Source organism: Phytopseudomonas seleniipraecipitans (genome assembly GCF_900102335.1).
In the GTDB taxonomy this organism is placed as follows: domain Bacteria; phylum Pseudomonadota; class Gammaproteobacteria; order Pseudomonadales; family Pseudomonadaceae; genus Aquipseudomonas; species Aquipseudomonas seleniipraecipitans.
This window is the reverse complement of record NZ_FNBM01000006.1, coordinates 186761-207357: the sequence shown is the minus strand read 5'-3', so window position 1 is coordinate 207357 and position 20597 is coordinate 186761. Positions and strand designations below refer to the sequence as shown.

At 60.2% G+C, this 20597-nt stretch carries 17 protein-coding genes; all 17 read left to right on the top strand.

Annotated features, from left to right (window positions below; all coding sequences use genetic code 11):
• Positions 1 to 223 precede the first annotated feature (223 nt).
• A complete protein-coding gene (locus tag BLS60_RS14565) occupies positions 224 to 2452 on the top strand; it encodes an NADP-dependent isocitrate dehydrogenase (RefSeq protein WP_092369350.1) in 2229 nt (742 codons plus the stop codon).
• An 81-nt stretch (positions 2453 to 2533) separates the two neighbouring features.
• The gene (locus BLS60_RS14560) at positions 2534 to 2980 is read left to right on the top strand and encodes an NUDIX hydrolase (protein ID WP_092369347.1); all 447 of its coding nucleotides are present in this window, start codon (positions 2534 to 2536) and stop codon (positions 2978 to 2980) included.
• A 91-nt stretch (positions 2981 to 3071) separates the two neighbouring features.
• Entirely contained in the window at positions 3072 to 4187 is a 1116-nt protein-coding gene (gene mnmA / locus BLS60_RS14555; RefSeq protein WP_070883747.1) for a tRNA 2-thiouridine(34) synthase MnmA, read from the top strand.
• On the top strand, positions 4184 to 4804 hold the full coding sequence (hflD, locus tag BLS60_RS14550; protein ID WP_070883748.1) for a high frequency lysogenization protein HflD: 621 nt from the start codon (positions 4184 to 4186) through the stop codon (positions 4802 to 4804). Before mnmA ends, hflD begins: the two co-directional genes overlap by 4 nt.
• 122 nt (positions 4805 to 4926) lie before the next feature.
• Entirely contained in the window at positions 4927 to 6297 is a 1371-nt protein-coding gene (purB, locus tag BLS60_RS14545; protein WP_092369344.1) for an adenylosuccinate lyase, read from the top strand.
• Between the two features lie 80 nt (positions 6298 to 6377).
• Complete coding sequence (locus BLS60_RS14540) at positions 6378 to 7547, top strand: ribosomal protein uL16 3-hydroxylase (RefSeq protein WP_092369341.1); 1170 nt, start codon at positions 6378 to 6380, stop codon at positions 7545 to 7547.
• Entirely contained in the window at positions 7540 to 7965 is a 426-nt protein-coding gene (locus BLS60_RS14535) for a GNAT family N-acetyltransferase (RefSeq protein ID WP_092369338.1), read from the top strand. Before BLS60_RS14540 ends, BLS60_RS14535 begins: the two co-directional genes overlap by 8 nt.
• A 39-nt stretch (positions 7966 to 8004) precedes the next feature.
• The gene (locus BLS60_RS14530; protein WP_092369335.1) at positions 8005 to 8625 is read left to right on the top strand and encodes a DUF7931 domain-containing protein; all 621 of its coding nucleotides are present in this window, start codon (positions 8005 to 8007) and stop codon (positions 8623 to 8625) included.
• Entirely contained in the window at positions 8622 to 9428 is an 807-nt protein-coding gene (locus tag BLS60_RS14525; protein ID WP_092369332.1) for a secretin N-terminal domain-containing protein, read from the top strand. Before BLS60_RS14530 ends, BLS60_RS14525 begins: the two co-directional genes overlap by 4 nt.
• A 474-nt stretch (positions 9429 to 9902) precedes the next feature.
• Positions 9903 to 11498, top strand: a complete 1596-nt coding sequence (locus tag BLS60_RS14520) for an isocitrate lyase (protein ID WP_070883754.1) — start codon at positions 9903 to 9905, stop codon at positions 11496 to 11498.
• A gap of 447 nt (positions 11499 to 11945) precedes the next feature.
• On the top strand, positions 11946 to 12359 hold the full coding sequence (locus BLS60_RS14515) for an NADH-quinone oxidoreductase subunit A (RefSeq protein ID WP_070883755.1): 414 nt from the start codon (positions 11946 to 11948) through the stop codon (positions 12357 to 12359).
• Between the two features lie 10 nt (positions 12360 to 12369).
• Complete coding sequence (locus tag BLS60_RS14510) at positions 12370 to 13047, top strand: NuoB/complex I 20 kDa subunit family protein (protein WP_070883756.1); 678 nt, start codon at positions 12370 to 12372, stop codon at positions 13045 to 13047.
• Between the two features lie 59 nt (positions 13048 to 13106).
• On the top strand, positions 13107 to 14888 hold the full coding sequence (nuoC, locus tag BLS60_RS14505) for an NADH-quinone oxidoreductase subunit C/D (protein ID WP_092369329.1): 1782 nt from the start codon (positions 13107 to 13109) through the stop codon (positions 14886 to 14888).
• A 9-nt stretch (positions 14889 to 14897) separates the two neighbouring features.
• The gene (gene nuoE / locus BLS60_RS14500; protein ID WP_092369326.1) at positions 14898 to 15398 is read left to right on the top strand and encodes an NADH-quinone oxidoreductase subunit NuoE; all 501 of its coding nucleotides are present in this window, start codon (positions 14898 to 14900) and stop codon (positions 15396 to 15398) included.
• Positions 15395 to 16756 (top strand): NADH-quinone oxidoreductase subunit NuoF, encoded by a 1362-nt coding sequence (gene nuoF / locus BLS60_RS14495; protein ID WP_092369323.1) that lies wholly within the window; start codon positions 15395 to 15397, stop codon positions 16754 to 16756. Before nuoE ends, nuoF begins: the two co-directional genes overlap by 4 nt.
• Before the next feature lie 106 nt (positions 16757 to 16862).
• Positions 16863 to 19607: an NADH-quinone oxidoreductase subunit NuoG gene (gene nuoG / locus BLS60_RS14490; protein WP_092369320.1), complete on the top strand. Its 2745-nt coding sequence runs from the start codon at positions 16863 to 16865 to the stop codon at positions 19605 to 19607.
• Positions 19604 to 20596 carry an NADH-quinone oxidoreductase subunit NuoH gene (nuoH, locus tag BLS60_RS14485; protein WP_070883761.1) on the top strand — a complete coding sequence of 331 codons (993 nt, stop codon included), beginning with the start codon at positions 19604 to 19606 and terminating at the stop codon, positions 20594 to 20596. Before nuoG ends, nuoH begins: the two co-directional genes overlap by 4 nt.
• Position 20597: the final 1 nt, after the last annotated feature.

Here is a 20597-nt window from a genome sequence, read left to right as displayed (position 1 = left end):
GACTGAGTAGTCATTGAGGCGCATTCGCCTGGAGTACGGCTTCCAGCACTCGTCGTGACGACCTTTCATAGGCGATCCGCTATCGCCACCGGTTGGTTGCGGCACCCAACATCATCGGGATGGAACTTCGAATTCACATCATTGATGCCGCGCTGTGGCCAGAAGCCACCTCACCCGGATCAGTGCCTTGTGCAAGTTCAGCAAAAAGAGAGTTAAATCAAATATGACCACACGCTCGAAGATTATCTACACCCTCACCGACGAAGCCCCTGCGCTCGCGACCTACTCCCTGCTCCCCGTCGTCAAAGCCTTTACCGCCTCGTCGGATATCGCCGTCGAAACCCGCGACATTTCGCTGGCCGGCCGTATTCTGGCGCTGTTTCCCGAGTTTCTGACCGATGCTCAGAAGCAGGGTGACCACCTGGCAGAGCTGGGCGCACTGGCCACCACGCCAGAAGCCAACATCATCAAACTGCCGAACATCAGTGCTTCTGTGCCGCAGCTCAAGGCCGCGATCAAAGAACTGCAGAGCCAGGGTTACGCCCTGCCGGATTACCCGGACACTGGCGACAGCGCCGAAATCCGCGACATCCGCAGCCGTTATGACAAAGTCAAGGGCAGCGCCGTGAACCCGGTTCTGCGCGAAGGCAACTCCGACCGCCGCGCGCCGCTGTCGGTCAAGAACTACGCCCGCAAGCACCCGCACAAAATGGGTGCGTGGGCTGCAGATTCGAAGTCCCACGTGGCTCATATGAGCAGCGGCGACTTCTATGGCAGCGAAAAGGCTGCTCTGATCGAAGCTAACGGCAGCGTCAAAATCGAACTGATCGGTGCTGACGGCAGCACTACCGTGCTGAAAGAGAAAACCTCGGTTCTGGCTGACGAAGTCCTGGATTGCTCGGTATTGAGCAAGAAGGCGCTGCGCAGTTTCATCTCTGCCGAGATCGAAGACGCCAAGAAACAAGGCGTGCTGTTCTCCGTTCACCTGAAAGCCACCATGATGAAGGTCTCCGACCCGATCATCTTCGGCCAGATCGTTGCTGAGTTCTACAAGTCGGCTCTGGACAAGCACGCTGCTGCGCTGCAAGAAGCCGGCTTCAACCTGAACAACGGTATCGGCGACCTGTACTCCAGCATCAAGAAGCTGCCGGCTGACAAACAGGCCGAGATCGAAGCTGACATCAAGGCCGTCTATGCCGAGCGCCCGGCGCTGGCGATGGTCAACTCTGACAAGGGCATCACCAACCTGCACGTGCCAAGCGACGTCATTGTCGATGCGTCGATGCCTGCGATGATCCGTGACTCGGGCAAGATGTGGAACACCGCTGGTGAGCTGCAGGATGCCAAAGCGGTAATCCCGGATCGCTGCTACGCCAGCATCTACCAGGCCGTAATCGAGGACTGCAAGGCCAATGGCGCCTTCAACCCGACCACCATGGGCAGCGTGCCGAACGTTGGCCTGATGGCGCAGAAAGCCGAAGAGTACGGCTCCCACGACAAGACCTTCCAGATCCAGGCCAATGGCGTGGTTCGCGTCAGCGATGCCAACGGCAAGGTATTGATGGAGCAACAGGTGGAAGAAGGCGACATCTTCCGCATGTGCCAGACCAAAGATGCGCCGATCCAGGATTGGGTCAAGTTGGCCGTCAACCGCGCTCGCCTGAGCGACACCCCGGCCGTATTCTGGCTGGACCCGGCGCGCGCCCACGACGCCGAAATGATCAAGAAAGTAGAAAAGTACCTGAAGGATCACGACACCAGCGGTTTGGACATCCGCGTGCTGTCGCCAGTCGAGGCCATCAAGTTCTCCCTGGCGCGCATCCGCGACGGCAAGGACACCATCTCGGTGACCGGCAACGTACTGCGCGATTACCTGACTGACCTGTTCCCGATCATGGAACTGGGCACCAGCGCCAAGATGCTGTCGATCGTACCGCTGATGAATGGCGGTGGCCTGTTCGAAACCGGCGCTGGCGGCTCCGCGCCGAAGCACGTGCAGCAACTGGTCGAGGAAAACTTCCTGCGTTGGGATTCTCTGGGTGAGTTCCTGGCACTGGCGGCTTCGCTGGAGCATTTGGGCAACACCTACAACAACCCGAAGGCGCTGGTACTGAGCAAAACCCTGGATGAGGCTACTGGCCAATTCCTCGACAATGACAAGTCGCCCGCGCGCAAGGTTGGCGGTATCGACAACCGCGGTAGCCACTTCTACCTGGCGCTGTACTGGGCTCAGGCCCTGGCTGCCCAGACTGAAGACGCCGCGCTGCAGGCGCAGTTCGCGCCGCTGGCCAAGGCCTTGAGTGACAATGAAGCCAAAATCGTTGCCGAACTGGGCGCCGTGCAGGGCAAGCCAGCTGAAATCGGCGGCTATTACGCGCCGGACAAAGCGCTGACTGAAAAAGTCATGCGCCCGAGCGAAACCCTCAACGCTGCCCTGGCCTCTCTGGTCTGAGCAATGCGCTGATGAAGTAGCACCAACAACCCCGGCCTCGCGCCGGGGTTGTCGTTTTCAGCCTGACAAAAGGATTCTTCAATGCAGTGGCATGCACACGTTACCGTCGCAACTATCGTCGAGCATGAGGGGCGCTTTCTGTTCGTCGAAGAGCTCAAGGGTGGACGCCTGGTTCTGAATCAGCCCGCCGGCCACCTCGAGGCACGTGAAAGTCTTCAGCAGGCCGCCGTACGCGAGACGCTGGAGGAAACTGGCTGTGAGGTGGAGCTGACCGCCGTCACCGGCATCTACCTGTACACCGCGCCCAGCAATGGCGTCACGTACCAGCGCATCTGCTTTACCGCCGAGTTGATCAGGCATTACCCCGAGCGTGCCCTAGATACCGACATCAGTGGCATTCGCTGGCTGACCTATGATGAGTTGCTGGCCGAGCGCCAACAGCTGCGCAGCGAACTGGTGCTGCGCTGCCTGGACGACTACCGGGCCGGCGCCCGTTATTCGCTGAGCCTGCTCCACGAACCGATGTAGCGCGCTGAGCGGCTCCTGGTGCGGCCACGCTGAAACGTCAGGCGCATCCTGATAGAATCGCGCCCCTTTGAAGCCTGTATTGATTCCGACCATGCAAGATCCAGCTACTCAGCGCGTTATTGTCGGCATGTCCGGCGGTGTCGACTCCTCCGTTTCGGCCCTGTTGCTGCTCGAACAGGGCTATCAGGTCGAAGGCCTGTTTATGAAGAACTGGGACGAAGACGACGGCACCGAATACTGCACCGCCATGGACGACCTGGCAGACGCCCAGGCCGTGTGCGATCGCATCGGCATCAAGCTGCACACCGCTAACTTCGCGGCCGAGTACTGGGACAATGTGTTCGAGCACTTCCTGGCCGAGTACAAGGCCGGCCGCACGCCGAACCCGGACATCCTCTGCAACCGCGAGATCAAGTTCAAGGCGTTCCTCGACTACGCGCTGATGCTCGGCGCCGATCTCATTGCGACCGGTCACTACGTGCGCCGCCGCGATATCGAAGGGCGCAGCGAGCTGCTCAAGGGCCTCGACGGCAACAAGGATCAGAGTTATTTCCTGCATGCCGTGGGTGGCGAACAGATTGCCAGAACCCTGTTCCCGGTCGGCGAATTGGAGAAGCCCCAGGTCCGTGCGCTTGCCGAGAAGTACGAGCTGGCCACCGCGAAGAAGAAAGACTCCACCGGCATCTGCTTCATCGGCGAGCGGCGCTTCAGTGATTTCCTCAAGCAATACCTGCCAGCGCAGCCAGGCGATATCGAAACCACCGAAGGCGATGTCATCGGTCGGCACCACGGGTTGATGTACCACACTATCGGCCAGCGTCAGGGGCTGGGCATCGGCGGCCTCAAGGACGCCAGTGACGAGCCCTGGTATGTGCTGCACAAAGACCTGACGCGCAACGTGCTGGTCGTTGGTCAGGGCAATGAACACCCCTGGCTGTTCTCGCGCGCGCTGAATGCGTCGCAGATCTACTGGGTCAACCCGATCGCCCTCGATGCGCCGCTGCAACTGACCGCCAAGGTGCGTTATCGCCAGGCTGATCAGGCCTGTACGCTGGAACGCACGGCGGACGGCTACCGCGCCACTTTCGAGCAGCCGCAGCGCGCGGTCACGCCCGGCCAATCCGTGGTGTTCTACGATGGCGATATCTGTCTTGGCGGTGGCGTAATTGAAAGCGCCGAGCCGTGGAGCGAGGGTGCACCGCGATGAATCCGATACAAGAGCAACTGATTGCCCTGGGTGCCGTATTCCAGGCGGCGGTGATGGTCGACAAAATCGCCAAGACCGGCCAGGCCGCCGAGAACGAAGTGACGTGCCTGATCGGCAGCCTGCTGGTGCGCGACGCGGTGAGCACACTTGATGTATTCGGCGGCGACGACCTCAACCTGCGCGAAGGCTATCGCGCCCTGGTCAGTGCGCTCGAGCGCGACCCGACCAGCCTGCAGCGTGAGCCGCTGCGCTATGCCCTCGCCTTGCTCGGCCTGGAGCGGCAACTCGACAAGCGCGGCGATCTGCTGCAGCTGATGGGCACTCGCCTCGATCAGGTTCAGAACCAGGCCGAACACTTCGGCATTGGTCACGAAAACGTGATTTCTTCCTGCGGCGCGCTGTATCAAGACACCATCAGCACCTTCAAGCAGCGCATCCAGGTGCAAGGTGACAGCCGCTTTCTGCAGCAACCGGCGAATGCCTCGAAGATCCGCGCGTTGCTGCTCGCCGGCATCCGCGCAGGCCGCTTGTGGCGGCAACTGGGCGGGCACCGCTGGCAACTGGTCTTCAGCCGCCGCAAATTGCTCAAAGAGCTCTACCCGATGCTGCGCAGCTAGGCGCATCCGTTTCCCGACGCGCATCTCGTTCATCGAATCACCCAGGGGAGCCGCCGATGGCGCCCCTAATTCGTGTATGATACGCGCCCTTTTCAACGCCCGACTGTCCGAGAACGCCTCCCATGCAGCTTTCCTCGCTCACCGCGGTTTCGCCCGTAGATGGCCGCTATGCCGGCAAAACCAGCGCTCTGCGCCCTATTTTCAGCGAATACGGCCTGATTCGTTTCCGCGTCCAGGTCGAAGTACGCTGGTTGCAGCGCCTGGCCTCCCATGAAGGTGTCAGCGAAGTTGCGCCCTTCTCTATCGAAGCCAACGCGCTGCTCAATGAGCTGGCCGAAAACTTCGCTGTGGAGCACGCCGAGCGCGTCAAGGAAATCGAGCGCACCACCAACCACGATGTCAAAGCCGTGGAGTACCTGCTCAAGGAGCAGGCGGCCAAGTTGCCGGAATTGGACAAGGTCAGCGAATTCATCCATTTCGCCTGCACCAGCGAGGACATCAACAACCTGTCCCACGCGCTGATGCTGCGTGAAGGCCGTGACACTGTGCTGTTGCCGCTGATGCGCCAGATAGCCGCTTCCATTCGTGAGCTGTCGGTGAAGTTCGCCGACGTACCGATGTTGTCGCGCACCCACGGCCAACCAGCCTCGCCCACCACTCTGGGCAAAGAGCTGGCCAACGTCGTCTACCGTCTCGAGCGCCAGATCGTGCAGATTGCCGCCGTGCCGTTGCTCGGCAAGATCAATGGCGCCGTTGGCAACTACAACGCCCACCTCTCCGCCTACCCGCAGATCGATTGGGAAGCCAACGCCCGGCAGTTCATCGAAAACGATCTGGGCCTGCAGTGGAACCCTTACACCACGCAAATCGAACCTCACGACTATATCGCTGAGCTGTTCGACGCTATTGCCCGCTTCAATACCATTCTCATCGACTTCGACCGTGACGTCTGGGGTTATATCTCCCTGGGCTATTTCAAACAGAAGACCATTGCAGGCGAAATCGGCTCGTCGACCATGCCGCACAAGGTCAACCCGATCGATTTCGAAAACTCCGAAGGCAACCTGGGTATCGCTAACGCGCTGTTCCAGCACCTGGCCAGCAAGCTGCCTATTTCCCGCTGGCAGCGCGACCTGACCGACTCGACTGTGCTGCGCAACCTCGGTGTCGGTTTCGCTCACAGCGTTATCGCTTACGAGGCAAGTCTTAAAGGAATCAGTAAGTTAGAGCTCAATGCTCAACGTATTTCTGAAGACCTGAATGCGTGCTGGGAAGTGCTTGCCGAGCCGATCCAGACCGTCATGCGCCGTTACGCCATCGAGAACCCCTACGAGAAGCTCAAAGAGCTGACCCGTGGCAAAGGGATCACGCCGGAAGCGCTGCTGGCCTTCATCGATGGCCTGGATATGCCGCAGCAGGCCAAGGAAGAGCTCAAACAGCTCACTCCAGCCAATTACATCGGCAACGCGGTGGCGCAGGCCAAACGCATCTAAGCTCGATTCAGTCTCAAGGACGCCCGGCTGAAGCCGGGCGTTTCTTTTTATACGCTTTAACAAATATCAAGGACTTACAGATGAATCCTGATGCTCCTCTTCAGCTGTTGGGCGGCCTGAGCGCACGCGAATTCCTGCGTGATTACTGGCAGAAAAAGCCCTTGCTGGTGCGCCAGGCCATCGCGGACTTCGAAAGCCCAATCACACCGGACGAACTGGCCGGTCTGGCCCTTGAGGAAGAAGTCGAGTCGCGCCTGGTGATCGAGCACGGTGATACGCCGTGGGAAGTGCGCCGTGGGCCGTTCGCCGAAGACGCTTTTGCACAGCTGCCTGAACGTGAATGGTCGCTGCTGGTGCAAGCCGTCGACCAGTTCGTGCCGGAAGTGGCCGAACTGCTGGAGGAATTCAAGTTTCTGCCCAAGTGGCGTATCGACGACGTGATGGTCAGCTTCGCTGCTCCGGGCGGTGGCGTGGGTCCGCATTACGACAATTACGATGTGTTTCTCCTGCAGGCTCATGGTCGCCGCCGCTGGCAGATCGGCCAGATGTGCGATGCACAGAGCCCGCTGCTGCCGGATCTGGACATGAAGATTCTGGCTCAATTTGATCAAACTGAAGAATGGGTGCTCGAGCCCGGCGATATGCTTTATCTGCCGCCGCTCCTGGCCCACTGTGGCACCGCCGAGGACGATTGCATGACATATTCCGTGGGTTTCCGCGCACCCAGCGCGGCCGAAGTACTGACCCATTTCACCGATTTTCTTGGCCAGTTCCTGCCTGACGAAACGCGCTACAGCGACGCAGGCACCGCGCCGGTCAATGACCCAAGCGAAATCCAGCGCGACGCTCTGGATCGCCTTAAGGCATTGCTGGCCGAGCACATGAGCGACGAACGCCTGCTAATGACCTGGTTTGGCCAGTTCATGACCGAGCCGCGCTACCCTGAGCTGATCGCCGGCATCGAGATCGACGAAGACGGCTTCCTCGACCAGTTGGAAGACGGCGCAGTGATGATCCGCAATCCCAGCGCGCGTATGGCCTGGTCGGAAGTCGGCGAAGATCTGGTGCTGTTTGCTAGCGGGCAGAGCCGGATGGTTTCCGCCAGTCTGCGCGAATTGCTGAAAATGATCTGCTCTGCCGACGCCCTGCATCTTGAAAACCTCGGTCCATGGCTGGGCAACGACGAAGCCCGGGAATTGGTTCTCGAGCTGACCAAACAGGGAAGCCTGGAGTTTGCTGCCGATGAATGACCTGCACGTACGCATCGCCGACTGGCACAAGGATTACGAAGAACTGCGCCGCATCCGCGAGGCGGTCTTCGTTGCTGAACAGGCAGTGCCGCCTGAACTGGAATGGGACGCCGAAGACAGCAATGCCGTGCATTTTTTAGCCTGCGAAGGTGATTACCCGATCGGCACTGCACGCCTGCTGGCAGATGGACAGATCGGTCGGGTATCGGTGCTCAAGGACTGGCGCGGCCTGAAAGTCGGCGAAGCACTGTTGCAGGCGGTTATCGCCGAGGCGGAGAAACGTGGGTTGAGTCAGCAAATGCTCAGCGCACAGGTGCAGGCCACACCGTTCTATGAAAAGCTGGGCTTCACTGTAGTGAGTGACGAGTATCTGGAAGCAGGTATTCCCCACGTCGACATGGTGCGCAGCAGCGGCTGATGATCAGCTGTGGCCTGTGCAAGTGCCACAGAGGTCAGCATGAACGATGAACATACGCCCGGCGAAACAGAGCTCGAGTTGATCGAATTCGAATCGCCCGGGCGGTTTCCCCTGCACAACCCAGGCAGCGAATTACCGCAGCCAGCCAGCTGGGAGCCGGCGCCCTTCCTGCTGGGTGTCGAGCAGGCATTGCAGCGCTTCAGCTTGCCGGAACACGCCCGCGCTCATGCGCTCGCGTTTATGCAGCAGGCCAGTCGAACGCTATGCCTGTACAGCCCGGATCTCGAGCCCTGGCTTTATCACCACAGCAGCATTCAGCAGGCGTGCACGCGTTTTCTGCTCGATCATCGAAACAGCCGTTTGCGTATTCTGGTACGCGATAGCAGCCGAGCGGTTCGTGACGGGCATCGGCTGATAGCGCTGTCGCGCAAGTTACCAAGTAACGTGCAAATCCGCCGTTGTCACCCCGACTATCCATTTCCTGACGGCGCTTTTTTGCTGGCCGATGATCAAGGCATGCTGGTGCGTCCCGAGCCGGACAGATTCGCCGGCTATGCGAAGTACCAGGATCCGGGACGTGTCCGTCAGCTGCAGCGGCTGTTCAACCAAACCTGGGATACCAGTATCACCGACCCTGATCTGCGGAGCTTTCTGCTATGAAACGGCATTTTTTCGCCGCCGCCCTGCTTGCTCTCAGCCTGTCGGCGACAGCCGCAACGGAAGTGATCACGCTCAACTACCGCACCGCCGGCGATCTTCTACCAGTGGTGCAATCTACGCTTGGCAACGAGGGGCGCGTTAGCGTTTACGGCAACCAACTGATCGTCAATGCCTCGGCGGTGAAGATCGAGGAAGTCCGCGCCCTGCTCGGCCAGCTCGACACTCAACCGAGGCGCTTGCTGATCAGCGTCGATACCAGCGAATCCACCTATCGCGATGATCGCGGTTATGGCGTAGACGGCAGTATCAGCGCCGGTAACGGTCGCGTGGAAATCGGTCGGGGCGAAGTGAACGGTCGCGACCAGGCGCGCATCATTCGTCGCAGCACTGACAGCCGTGGCGGTGGTACCCAGCAGGTACAGACCAGCGAAGGTTATCCGGCGCTTATCCAGGTGGGCCAGAGCGTGCCGGTGACCACCAGCAGCCGCGGCCCCTATGGCCAGGTGTACAACAACACCGAATACCGCAACGTCACCCAGGGTTTCTACGTGACGGCAAGCCTGGCGGGTGATGTCGTGCACCTGGATATCAGTAGTAACCGCGACCGCCTCAATCAGAGCCAGCCCGGGGTTATCGACATTCAGCAAGCCGACACGCGAGTCAGTGGGCGAGTCGGTGAGTGGATCAGTATCGGCGGCAGCAGTGAGCAGAGCCAGGCAGATAGCAGCGGGGTATTGCGCCGCTACTCAACCGAAGGCCGCGCTGACATGAGCATGCGCGTAAAAGTCGATGTAATCGACTGAAAGGCCCGTAAAACGTGACTGTACGGTCGATCTAAGACTTATGTAGTAGATCTAAAAAAACACTACAAAAACGATTGACGAACATTTTCGTCAGTCGCATGATGGCCTCGCTCCCGCTAATCAGGGGCTCTGAAAACCGAGCCTCCGGGTCGCTTCCTTGCTTACCGCAGGATCGATTCGTGTTGTTAAGCCCACAAGGCAGTTCGACGAGATGGCGACTGGAACGAGGTTGTCCTGAGGGACGGGGAAGCGTTTCACGTATCGATCAGCACGAGTGCCGCGGGCGTCCACGGGCCCATACGCACATGACTCGCCTACCCGGCGGGTGTGCCTGCCGATGCGTTTCGTCCACCCGGCCCAAGCGCCCTCCTTCCGGTTTCCTCTCAACGTCTGCGGTGAGCTCGCGCCGAGCCCTGCGCCTGGACTGTGCGCAGCGTTCAGCGCTCGACCAAACACACACTTGAAGGATTGACCATGTCAGCTTACGAAAACGACATCAAAGCCGTTGCCGCCCTGAAAGAAGCCGCTGGCAGCAGCTGGAGCGCCATCAACCCGGAATCCGTCGCTCGCATGCGCGCCCAGAACCGTTTCAAAACCGGGCTGGACGTTGCCAAGTACACGGCGGCCATCATGCGCAAGGACATGGCCGAGTACGACGCAGACTCGTCCGTCTATACCCAGTCGCTCGGTTGCTGGCACGGCTTTATCGGCCAGCAGAAGCTGATTTCCATCAAGAAACACCTGAAGACCACCAACAAGCGCTACCTCTATCTGTCCGGCTGGATGATCGCCGCATTGCGTTCCGACTTCGGCCCGCTGCCGGATCAGTCCATGCATGAAAAGACCGCAGTCGCTGCGCTGATCGAAGAACTCTACACCTTCCTGCGTCAAGCTGACGCCCGTGAACTGGATCTGCTGTTCAATGCGCTGGACACCGCACGCGATGCTGGTGACAAGGCCAAACAGGCTGAAATCCAGGCGCAGATCGATAATTTCGAAACCCATGTGGTGCCGATCATCGCCGACATCGATGCCGGCTTCGGCAACCCCGAGGCCACCTACCTGCTGGCCAAGAAGATGATCGAAGCAGGCGCCTGCTGTATCCAGATCGAAAACCAGGTGTCCGACGAGAAGCAATGCGGTCACCAGGACGGTAAGGTCACGGTTCCGCACGTCGACTTCCTGGCCAAGATCAATGCGGTGCGTTATGCCTTTCTGGAGCTGGGTGTGGATGACGGCGTGATCGTTGCGCGCACCGATTCCCTGGGTGCCGGCCTGACCAAGCAGATTGCCGTGACCAATCAGCCAGGCGACCTGGGTGACCAGTACAACTCGTTCCTCGACTGCGACGAAATCAGCGCATCGGAACTGAAAAACGGCGACGTGGTACTCAACCGCGACGGCAAGCTGCTGCGACCCAAGCGTCTGCCATCCAACCTGTTCCAGTTCCGTAAAGGCACCGGCGAAGATCGCTGCGTGCTGGACAGCATCACCTCGCTGCAGAACGGTGCAGACATGATCTGGATCGAAACCGAGAAGCCTCACGTCGGGCAGATCAAGGCAATGGTCGATCGCGTTCGCGAAGTGGTTCCCAACGCCAAGCTGGTCTACAACAACAGCCCATCGTTCAACTGGACGCTGAGCTTCCGTCAACAGGTGTTCGATGCGTTCGTGGCCGAAGGCAAAGATGTCTCTGGCTACGACCGCGCCAAGCTGATGAGCGTCGATTACGACGAGACTGAACTGGCGCAGGTAGCTGACGAGAAAATCCGCACCTTCCAGCGAGACGGTTCGGCCAACGCAGGCATCTTCCACCACCTCATTACCCTACCCACCTACCATACGGCTGCGCTGTCTACCGACAACCTGGCCAAGGGTTACTTCGCCGACCAGGGCATGCTGGCCTACGTTAAAGGTGTACAGCGTCAGGAAATTCGCCAGGGCATCGCCTGCGTCAAACACCAGAACATGGCGGGCTCGGATATCGGCGACAACCACAAGGAATACTTTGCCGGCGAGGCTGCATTGAAAGCAGGCGGCAAGGACAACACGATGAACCAGTTCCACTAAGAACCCGCACACCGAAAAATGCAGCATTTTCTCAGGCCCTGGCAGTAATGCCGGGGCTTTTTTATTTGCATCAAGCTAATCCAGCTTAAATATCAATGACTCTTATTGTGCAAGTGCGCCATGCATGGACAGTTCCGCGACAACAGTGCTCAAGAGAACTTTTCCACAAACGATAAACATTCCCATTGAAGTGCGTTGAATTATCCGCTACATGTGGTGCGACGTAGACTGACAAGTCTAAATTGTCATTTAAGTCGATGATTCCAAATGAATAACAGAAAGATGCTGCGTCCCGGGCATGTCGCCAGCTAAATTTTCAATTTGAAAAATTTACTTACACCCAATACAGGCATAACATTAAGGCAATAGAGTGCGAGGCCAGCTGACATTGTCTCGCCATAACTTCAAATTACACGCGAAGCCGTTCCTTGCCTGAGGAGTACCGGCATGTTGGAAGCAAGCAGTTCCCTCTCCCACAACTGGGCGTTGGCCGTTTTTTTGCTCGGGGTCGTTGGCCTCTGTGCGTTCATGTTGGGCGTATCCAGCCTGCTTGGCAGCAAGGCGTGGGGCCGCAGCAAGAACGAGCCGTTCGAGTCGGGCATGCTTCCTACCGGCAGTGCGCGCCTGCGCCTGTCCGCCAAATTTTATCTGGTCGCGATGCTGTTCGTGATCTTCGACGTCGAAGCCCTCTTTCTCTTCGCCTGGGCCGTGTCTGTTCGCGAAAGCGGCTGGGCCGGTTTTATCGAAGCAGCCGTTTTCATAAACATTCTGTTGGCAGGTCTTGTCTACCTTTGGCGTATCGGTGCGCTCGATTGGGCACCCGAGGGCCGCAAGTCTCGGCAAGCGAAGCTGAAACAATGAGGCTTTGGCGATGCAATACAAACTCACTCGGATCGATCCGGATGCTCCCAACGAGCAATACCCGATCGGCGATCGGGAGGTCGTTTCCGATCAGCGTCTAGAAGATGAAGTGCACAAGAACATCTACATGGGGAAACTCTCGGATGTTGTCAGTGGTGCGGTGAACTGGGGTCGCAAGAATTCCCTGTGGCCGTACAACTTCGGCTTGTCGTGCTGCTACGTCGAAATGACCACGGCGTTCACGGCGCCTCACGACGTTGCGCGCTTCGGTGCCGAAGTCATCCGGGCATCCCCACGCCAGGCCGACTTCATGGTCATCGCCGGCACCTGCTTCATCAAGATGGCCCCCGTCATCCAGCGCCTTTACGAGCAGATGCTCGAACCCAAGTGGGTCATTTCCATGGGCGCGTGCGCCAATTCCGGCGGCATGTACGACATCTATTCGGTCGTTCAGGGTGTCGACAAGTTTCTTCCGGTCGACGTCTACATACCCGGTTGCCCGCCCCGTCCCGAGGCTTTCCTGCAAGGGCTGATGCTGCTGCAGGAGTCTATCGGTCAGGAGCGCCGCCCGCTGTCCTGGGTCGTTGGCGATCAAGGCGTTTATCGCGCCGAGATGCCTTCGCAGAAAGAACAGCGCCGCGAGCAGCGTATTGCGGTTACCAACCTGCGTTCCCCTGACGAAGTCTGAGTCCCGCTTTCAAGCAAGGCCGGATTCACTCTCACCGTTGACCGATAGCGATCGAGACCATGACTGCAGACACCACCGTGTCCATTGCGCCCTACAAGGCGGACGACCAAGACGTCGTCGTTGAGCTTCAATCCCGTTTTGGCGCCGACAGCTTCACGCTGCAGGTCACCCGCACCGGCATGCCGGTCATCTGGGTTGGCCGCGACAAGCTCGTCGAGGTCCTGCGCTTTTTGCGTCAGGTCTCGCGCCCTTACGTCATGTTGTATGACCTGCACGGCGTCGACGAGCGCCTGCGCACTCAGCGTCGCGGCCTGCCGGATGCCGACTTCACGGTTTTCTATCACCTCATGTCGCTGGAACGTAACAGTGACGTGATGATCAAGGTCGCCCTGCGCGAAGGCGATCTGAACCTGCCTTCCGTTACCGGAATCTGGCCGAACGCCAACTGGTACGAGCGCGAGGTCTGGGATCTCTACGGCATTCATTTCACCGGTCACCCGCACCTGACGCGAATCATGATGCCGCCGACCTGGGAAGGTCACCCGCTGCGCAAGGACTACCCGGCGCGTGCTACCGAATTCGACCCGTTCAGCCTGACCCTGGCCAAACAACAGCTCGAGGAAGAGGCTGCGCGCTTCAACCCCGAAGACTGGGGCATGAAACGGCAGAGCGAGAACGAGGACTACATGTTCCTCAACCTTGGCCCCAACCACCCTTCTGCCCACGGTGCGTTTCGCATCATCCTGCAGCTCGACGGTGAAGAGATCGTCGATTGTGTGCCTGAAGTCGGTTATCACCACCGTGGCGCCGAGAAGATGGCCGAACGCCAAAGCTGGCATAGCTTCATCCCCTATACCGACCGCATCGACTACCTCGGTGGGGTAATGAACAACCTGCCGTACGTGCTCTCGGTCGAGAAGCTGGCGGGTATCAAGGTGCCGCAGAAGGTCGACACCATCCGCATCATGATGGCCGAGTTCTTCCGTATCACCAGCCACCTGCTGTTCCTGGGTACCTATATTCAGGACGTCGGCGCCATGACACCGGTGTTCTTCACGTTCACCGACCGCCAGCGCGCCTATAAGGTGATCGAAGCCATCACCGGTTTCCGCCTACACCCGGCCTGGTACCGTATCGGCGGTGTCGCCCACGACCTGCCGCGTGGCTGGGACAAGCTGGTCAAGGAATTCGTCGACTGGTTGCCCAAGCGCCTCGATGAGTACGAAAAGGCCGCGCTGCGTAACAGCATCCTCAAGGCCCGTACCATTGGTGTCGCGCAGTACAACACCAAGGAAGCGCTGGAATGGGGCACCACCGGTGCAGGCCTGCGCGCCACAGGTTGCGATTTCGACCTGCGCAAGGCACGTCCTTATTCAGGCTACGAGAACTTCGAGTTCGAAGTGCCACTGGCCGTCAATGGCGATGCCTATGACCGCTGCATGGTGCGCGTCGAGGAGATGCGCCAGAGCATCAAGATCATCGACCAGTGCATGCGCAACATGCCGGAAGGCCCGTACAAGGCGGATCACCCGCTGACCACGCCGCCACCGAAAGAGCGCACGCTGCAGCACATCGAAACCCTGATTACCCACTTCCTGCAGGTTTCCTGGGGCCCGGTAATGCCGGCCAATGAAAGCTTCCAGATGATCGAAGCGACTAAGGGCATCAACAGCTATTACCTGACCAGCGACGGCAGCACCATGAGCTACCGAACCCGCATCCGCACACCGAGCTTCCCGCACCTGCAGCAGATCCCTTCGGTGATCCGCGGCAGCATGGTCGCTGACCTGATCGCGTATCTGGGCAGTATCGACTTCGTTATGGCCGACGTGGACCGCTGAGGATATCTCATGAGCAATGCAGCCCTGATTCAGACAGACCGTTTCGCCCTCAGCGATACCGAGCGCTCGGCCATCGAGCACGAGATGCACCACTACGAAGACCCGCGCGCCGCGAGCATCGAAGCGCTAAAAATCGTACAGAAGGAGCGCGGCTGGGTGCCCGACGGCGCCGCCGACGCCATCGGCGCGATCCTCGGTATCCCGGCCAGCGACGTGGAAGGTGTCGCCACCTTCTATAGCCAGATTTTCCGCCAGCCCGTCGGCCGCCACATCATCCGTGTCTGCGACAGCATGACCTGCTTCATCGGTGGCCATGAAAACGTGCTCGACAGCATCAAGTCCGAGCTGGGCATCGTGCCCGGTCAGACCACCACCGACGGGCGCTTTACCCTGCTGCCGGTGTGCTGCCTGGGCAACTGCGACAAGGCGCCGGCGATGATGATCGACGACGAGACCTTCGGTGATGTGCAACCCGAAGGCGTGGCGCAACTGCTGGAGAATTTCCAATGATCAGTCGCAGCTCGAACCTGCTGACATCTTTCGGCCCGGCGAACCGCATTACCCGCAGCGAAGAGACCCACCCGCTGACCTGGCGCCTGCGCGACGACGCGCAGCCGGTCTGGCTAGAGGAATACCAGCAGAAGAACGGCTACGCCGCTGCCCGCAAGGCACTGGCCGAGATGGCCCAAGCCGACATCGTCCAGACGGTCAAGGATTCCGGCCTCAAGGGCCGTGGCGGTGCGGGCTTCCCCACCGGCGTGAAGTGGGGCCTGATGCCCAACGACGAATCCCTGAACATCCGCTACCTGCTGTGCAACGCGGACGAGATGGAGCCGAACACCTGGAAAGACCGCATGCTGATGGAGCAGCTGCCACACCTGCTGGTGGAAGGCATGCTGATCAGCGCCCGGGCCCTGAAAGCTTATCGTGGCTACATCTTTCTGCGTGGCGAATATGTCGACGCTGCTACCAACCTCAACCGCGCCATCGACGAAGCGAAAGCAGCTGGCTTGCTGGGCAAGAACATCCTGGGCAGCGGTTTCGATTTCGAACTGATCGTGCACACCGGTGCCGGCCGCTACATCTGCGGTGAAGAAACCGCGCTGATCAACTCGCTCGAAGGCCGCCGCGCCAACCCGCGTGCCAAGCCGCCGTTCCCGGCTGCCGTGGGTGTATGGGGCAAGCCGACCTGTGTGAACAACGTCGAGACCCTGTGCAACGTGCCGTCGATCATCGGCAACGGTGTCGACTGGTACAAATCCCTGGCGCGCGAGGGCAGTGAAGACCACGGCACCAAGCTGATGGGCTTCTCCGGCAAGGTCAAGAACCCAGGCATCTGGGAGCTTCCCTTCGGCATCAGCGCCCGCGAGCTGTTCGAAGACTACGCCGGTGGCATGCGCGACGGGTACACGCTCAAGGCTTGGCAGCCCGGCGGCGCCGGTACCGGCTTTCTGCTTCCCGAGCATCTGGAGGCGTCCATGTACGCTGCCGGCATCGCCAAGGTCGGCACCCGCATGGGCACCGGCCTGGCGCTGGCTGTCGACAACACCGTGAACATGGTGTCGCTGCTGCGCAACATGGAAGAATTCTTCGCCCGCGAATCCTGCGGCTGGTGTACGCCGTGCCGTGATGGCCTGCCGTGGAGCGTGAAGATTCTGCGCGCCCTGGAGCGCAAGCAAGGCACCCGCGAGGACATCGACACCCTCCTCGGCCTGGTCAATTTCCTTGGCCCCGGCAAGACCTTCTGCGCTCACGCGCCAGGTGCCGTGGAGCCGCTGGGCAGCGCGATCAAGTATTTCCGCGAAGAGTTCGACGCCGGCGTGATCGCCGATGCGATCACGCCGCCAGTGGCGGCCCACGCGGTATGAACCTGATGGCCGGACATGTGGGCGCTGCGCCGTCCGGCCCGGGTAACGACAAGAGAATTCCCTTAGCCCGTCCACCTTCGGGTGGGCAAACGAAGACTGAAGAAAAATGGCCACTATCCACGTAGACGGCAAAGATCTCGAAGTCGATGGTGCAGACAACCTGCTGCAGGCCTGTCTGTCCCTCGGACTCGATATCCCCTACTTCTGCTGGCACCCGGCGCTCGGCAGCGTCGGCGCCTGCCGCCAGTGTGCGGTGAAGCAGTACACCGACGAAAACGACAAGCGCGGCCGCCTGGTCATGTCGTGCATGACGCCAGCCACCGACAACAGCTGGATTTCCATCGACGACGAAGAGGCCGTGGCTTTTCGCAAGAGCGTCGTCGAATGGCTGATGACCAACCACCCGCACGACTGCCCAGTGTGCGAGGAAGGCGGCCATTGCCATCTGCAAGACATGACGGTGATGACCGGCCATAACACCCGTCGTTATCGCTTCACCAAGCGCACGCACCAGAACCAGGAACTCGGCCCGTTCATCGCCCACGAGATGAACCGCTGCATCGCCTGCTATCGCTGCGTGCGCTATTACAAGGACTACGCCGGCGGTACCGACCTGGGCGTTTACGGCGCTCACGACAACGTGTATTTCGGCCGTGTCGAAGACGGCACGCTGGAAAGCGAGTTCTCCGGCAACCTGGTCGAGGTCTGCCCGACCGGTGTGTTCACCGACAAGACCCACTCCGAGCGTTATAACCGCAAGTGGGACATGCAGTTCGCCCCGAGCATCTGCCATGGCTGCTCAAGCGGCTGCAACACCAGCCCGGGCGAGCGTTACGGCGAGATCCGTCGCATCGAGAACCGCTTCAACGGCTCGGTCAATCAGTACTTTCTGTGCGACCGCGGCCGCTTTGGCTACGGCTACGTCAACCGTGCAGACCGTCCGCGTCAGCCGATGATGATGCTCAGCAAGATGAAGATGGGTCTGGATTCCGCGCTGGACCAGGCCGCCGCCCTGCTGAAAAACCGCAAGGTGATCGGCATCGGTTCGGCGCGTGCCAGCCTGGAAGGCAACTTCGCCCTGCGCGAGCTGGTCGGCGAGGCCAACTTTTATTCCGGCATCACGGCCGGCGAGCAGGCCAACATCCGCCTGATCCGCGACATCCTGCAGAACGGCCCGCTGCCTGTGCCGACCCTGCGTGATATCGAAGATCACGACGCGGTATTCGTGCTCGGTGAAGACCTGACCCAGACTGCGGCGCGTATTGCCCTCGGCCTGCGCCAGTCGGTCAAGGGCAAAGCTACCGAAATCGCCGCCGGCGCGAAGATCCAGGACTGGCACATGGCGGCCGTGCAAAACGTCGCCCAGAACGCGCTCAACCCGCTGTTCATCGCCAGCGTCACCGCCACGCGCCTCGACGACATCGCCGAGCAATGTGTGCATGCAGCGCCGGATGATCTGGCCCGCATCGGGTTCGCCGTGGCCCACGCCATCGACCCGAGCGCGCCTGCGGTCAACGGTCTGGATGGCGAAGCCGCCGAGTTGGTACAGCGCATCGCCACAGCCCTGCTCGACGCCAAACGGCCATTGATCGTCTCCGGTGCTTCGCTGGGCAACCGCGCCCTGATCGAAGCCGCCGCGAATATCGCCAGCGCCCTTAAAAACCGTGAGAAAAATGGCTCGATCAGCCTGGTGGTGCCGGAAGCCAACAGCATGGGCATGGCCCTGCTGATGGCTGAACGCTTCGCCGGCAACAGTCTGGATGATGCGCTCGAGGCTTTGATCTCGGGCCAGGCCGATGCTGTGGTGGTACTGGAGAACGACCTCTATCACCGCGCCGATGCCGCGCGCGTGGACGCCGCGTTGAAGGCCGCCAAGGTGGTGATCGTCGCCGACCACCAGAGCACCGCGACCACTGCCAAGGCGCATTTGCTGCTGCCGGCGGCCAGCTTCGCCGAGGGCGATGGCACCCTGGTCAGCCAGGAAGGCCGCGCCCAGCGTTTCTTCCAGGTGTACGACCCGTCCTACTACGACGCGAACATTCTGGTGCGTGAAGGCTGGCGCTGGCTGCACGCGCTGCACAGCACACTGCACAACCGCAATGTCGACTGGACCCAGCTGGATCAGGTCACCGCCGCATGCGCCGAAAGCAATGCCCAGTTGGCTGGCATCCGCGATGCCGCGCCCGGCGCGTCGTTCCGCATCAAGGGCATGAAGCTTGCCCGCGAACCGCATCGCTACAGTGGCCGTACCTCCATTCGCGCCAACATCAGTGTGCATGAGCCCCGTCAGCCACAGGACAAGGACTCGGCCTTCGCTTTCTCGATGGAAGGCTATTCGGGCAGCAAGGAAGACCGTCAGCAGATTCCTTTCGCATGGTCGCCAGGCTGGAACTCGCCGCAGGCCTGGAACAAGTTCCAGGACGAAGTCGGTGGTCATCTGCGCGCTGGCGATCCGGGCGTACGCCTGATCGAAGCCCAGGGCGCGAGCCTGAGCTGGTTTGCGGCACCGGCACCGTTCAATCCGGCTCACGGCACCTGGCAGGTGGTATCGCTGCATCATCTGTTTGGCAGTGATGAAATGGCATCGCGTGCCGAGCCGATTGCCGAGCGCATGCCGCCTGCCTACGTGGCGCTGTCCCAGGATGAAGCCGATCGCCTCGGCGCAGGCGATGGCGCCCTGCTTGAACTGCAGGTCAACGGCCAGCTCCTGCGTCTGCCGCTGCGTGTTATTGAAGAACTGGGTGTCGGCCTGATCGGTCTGCCGGCTGGCTTGCCAGGTATTCCCGCAGCCGTTGCCGGTGCCTCGGTGACGGCGCTGTCGAAGGCCGGTAATGGGGAGACCGTGCAATGAGTTGGCTGACTCCCGAGTTACTCGACGTCATTCAGGAAGTGCTCAAGGCCATCGTCATCCTGCTCGCCGTGGTGGTCTGCGGCGCGCTGTTGAGCTTCGTCGAACGTCGCCTGCTGGGCTGGTGGCAAGACCGTTACGGCCCTAACCGCGTGGGCCCGTTCGGCATGTTCCAGATCGCTGCCGACATGATCAAGATGTTCTTCAAGGAAGACTGGACGCCGCCGTTCGCCGACAAGGTGATCTTCACCCTGGCGCCGATCATCGGTATGGGCGCCATGCTCATCGCGTTTGCGATCATCCCGATCACCCCTAATTGGGGCGTGGCGGATCTGAACATTGGTATCCTGTTCTTCTTCGCCATGGCGGGTCTGTCGGTATACGCCGTGCTGTTCGCCGGTTGGTCGAGCAATAACAAGTTCGCCCTGCTCGGCGCGCTGCGCGCCTCGGCCCAGACCGTCTCCTACGAGGTGTTCCTGGCCCTAGCGCTGATGGGCATCGTCGCGCAGGTTGGCTCGTTCAACATGCGTGAGATCGTCGACTACCAGGCCGAAAACCTGTGGTTCATCATTCCGCAGTTCTTTGGCTTCTGTACCTTCTTCATCGCTGGCGTCGCCGTGACTCACCGTCACCCGTTCGACCAACCGGAAGCGGAACAGGAATTGGCCGACGGTTACCACATCGAATACGCCGGCATGAAATGGGGCATGTTCTTCGTCGGTGAGTACATCGGCATCGTGACCATTTCCGCCCTGTTGGTGACCCTGTTCTTCGGCGGCTGGCATGGCCCGTTCGGTATCCTGCCGCAGATCCCGTTCTTCTGGTTCGCGATCAAGACCTGCTTCTTCATCATGATCTTCATCCTGCTGCGCGCGTCCATTCCGCGCCCGCGGTATGACCAGGTCATGGCCTTCAGCTGGAAGTTCTGTCTGCCGCTGACCCTCATCAACCTGCTGGTGACCGGCGCCGTCGTGCTGGCCACGGCCCAGTAAG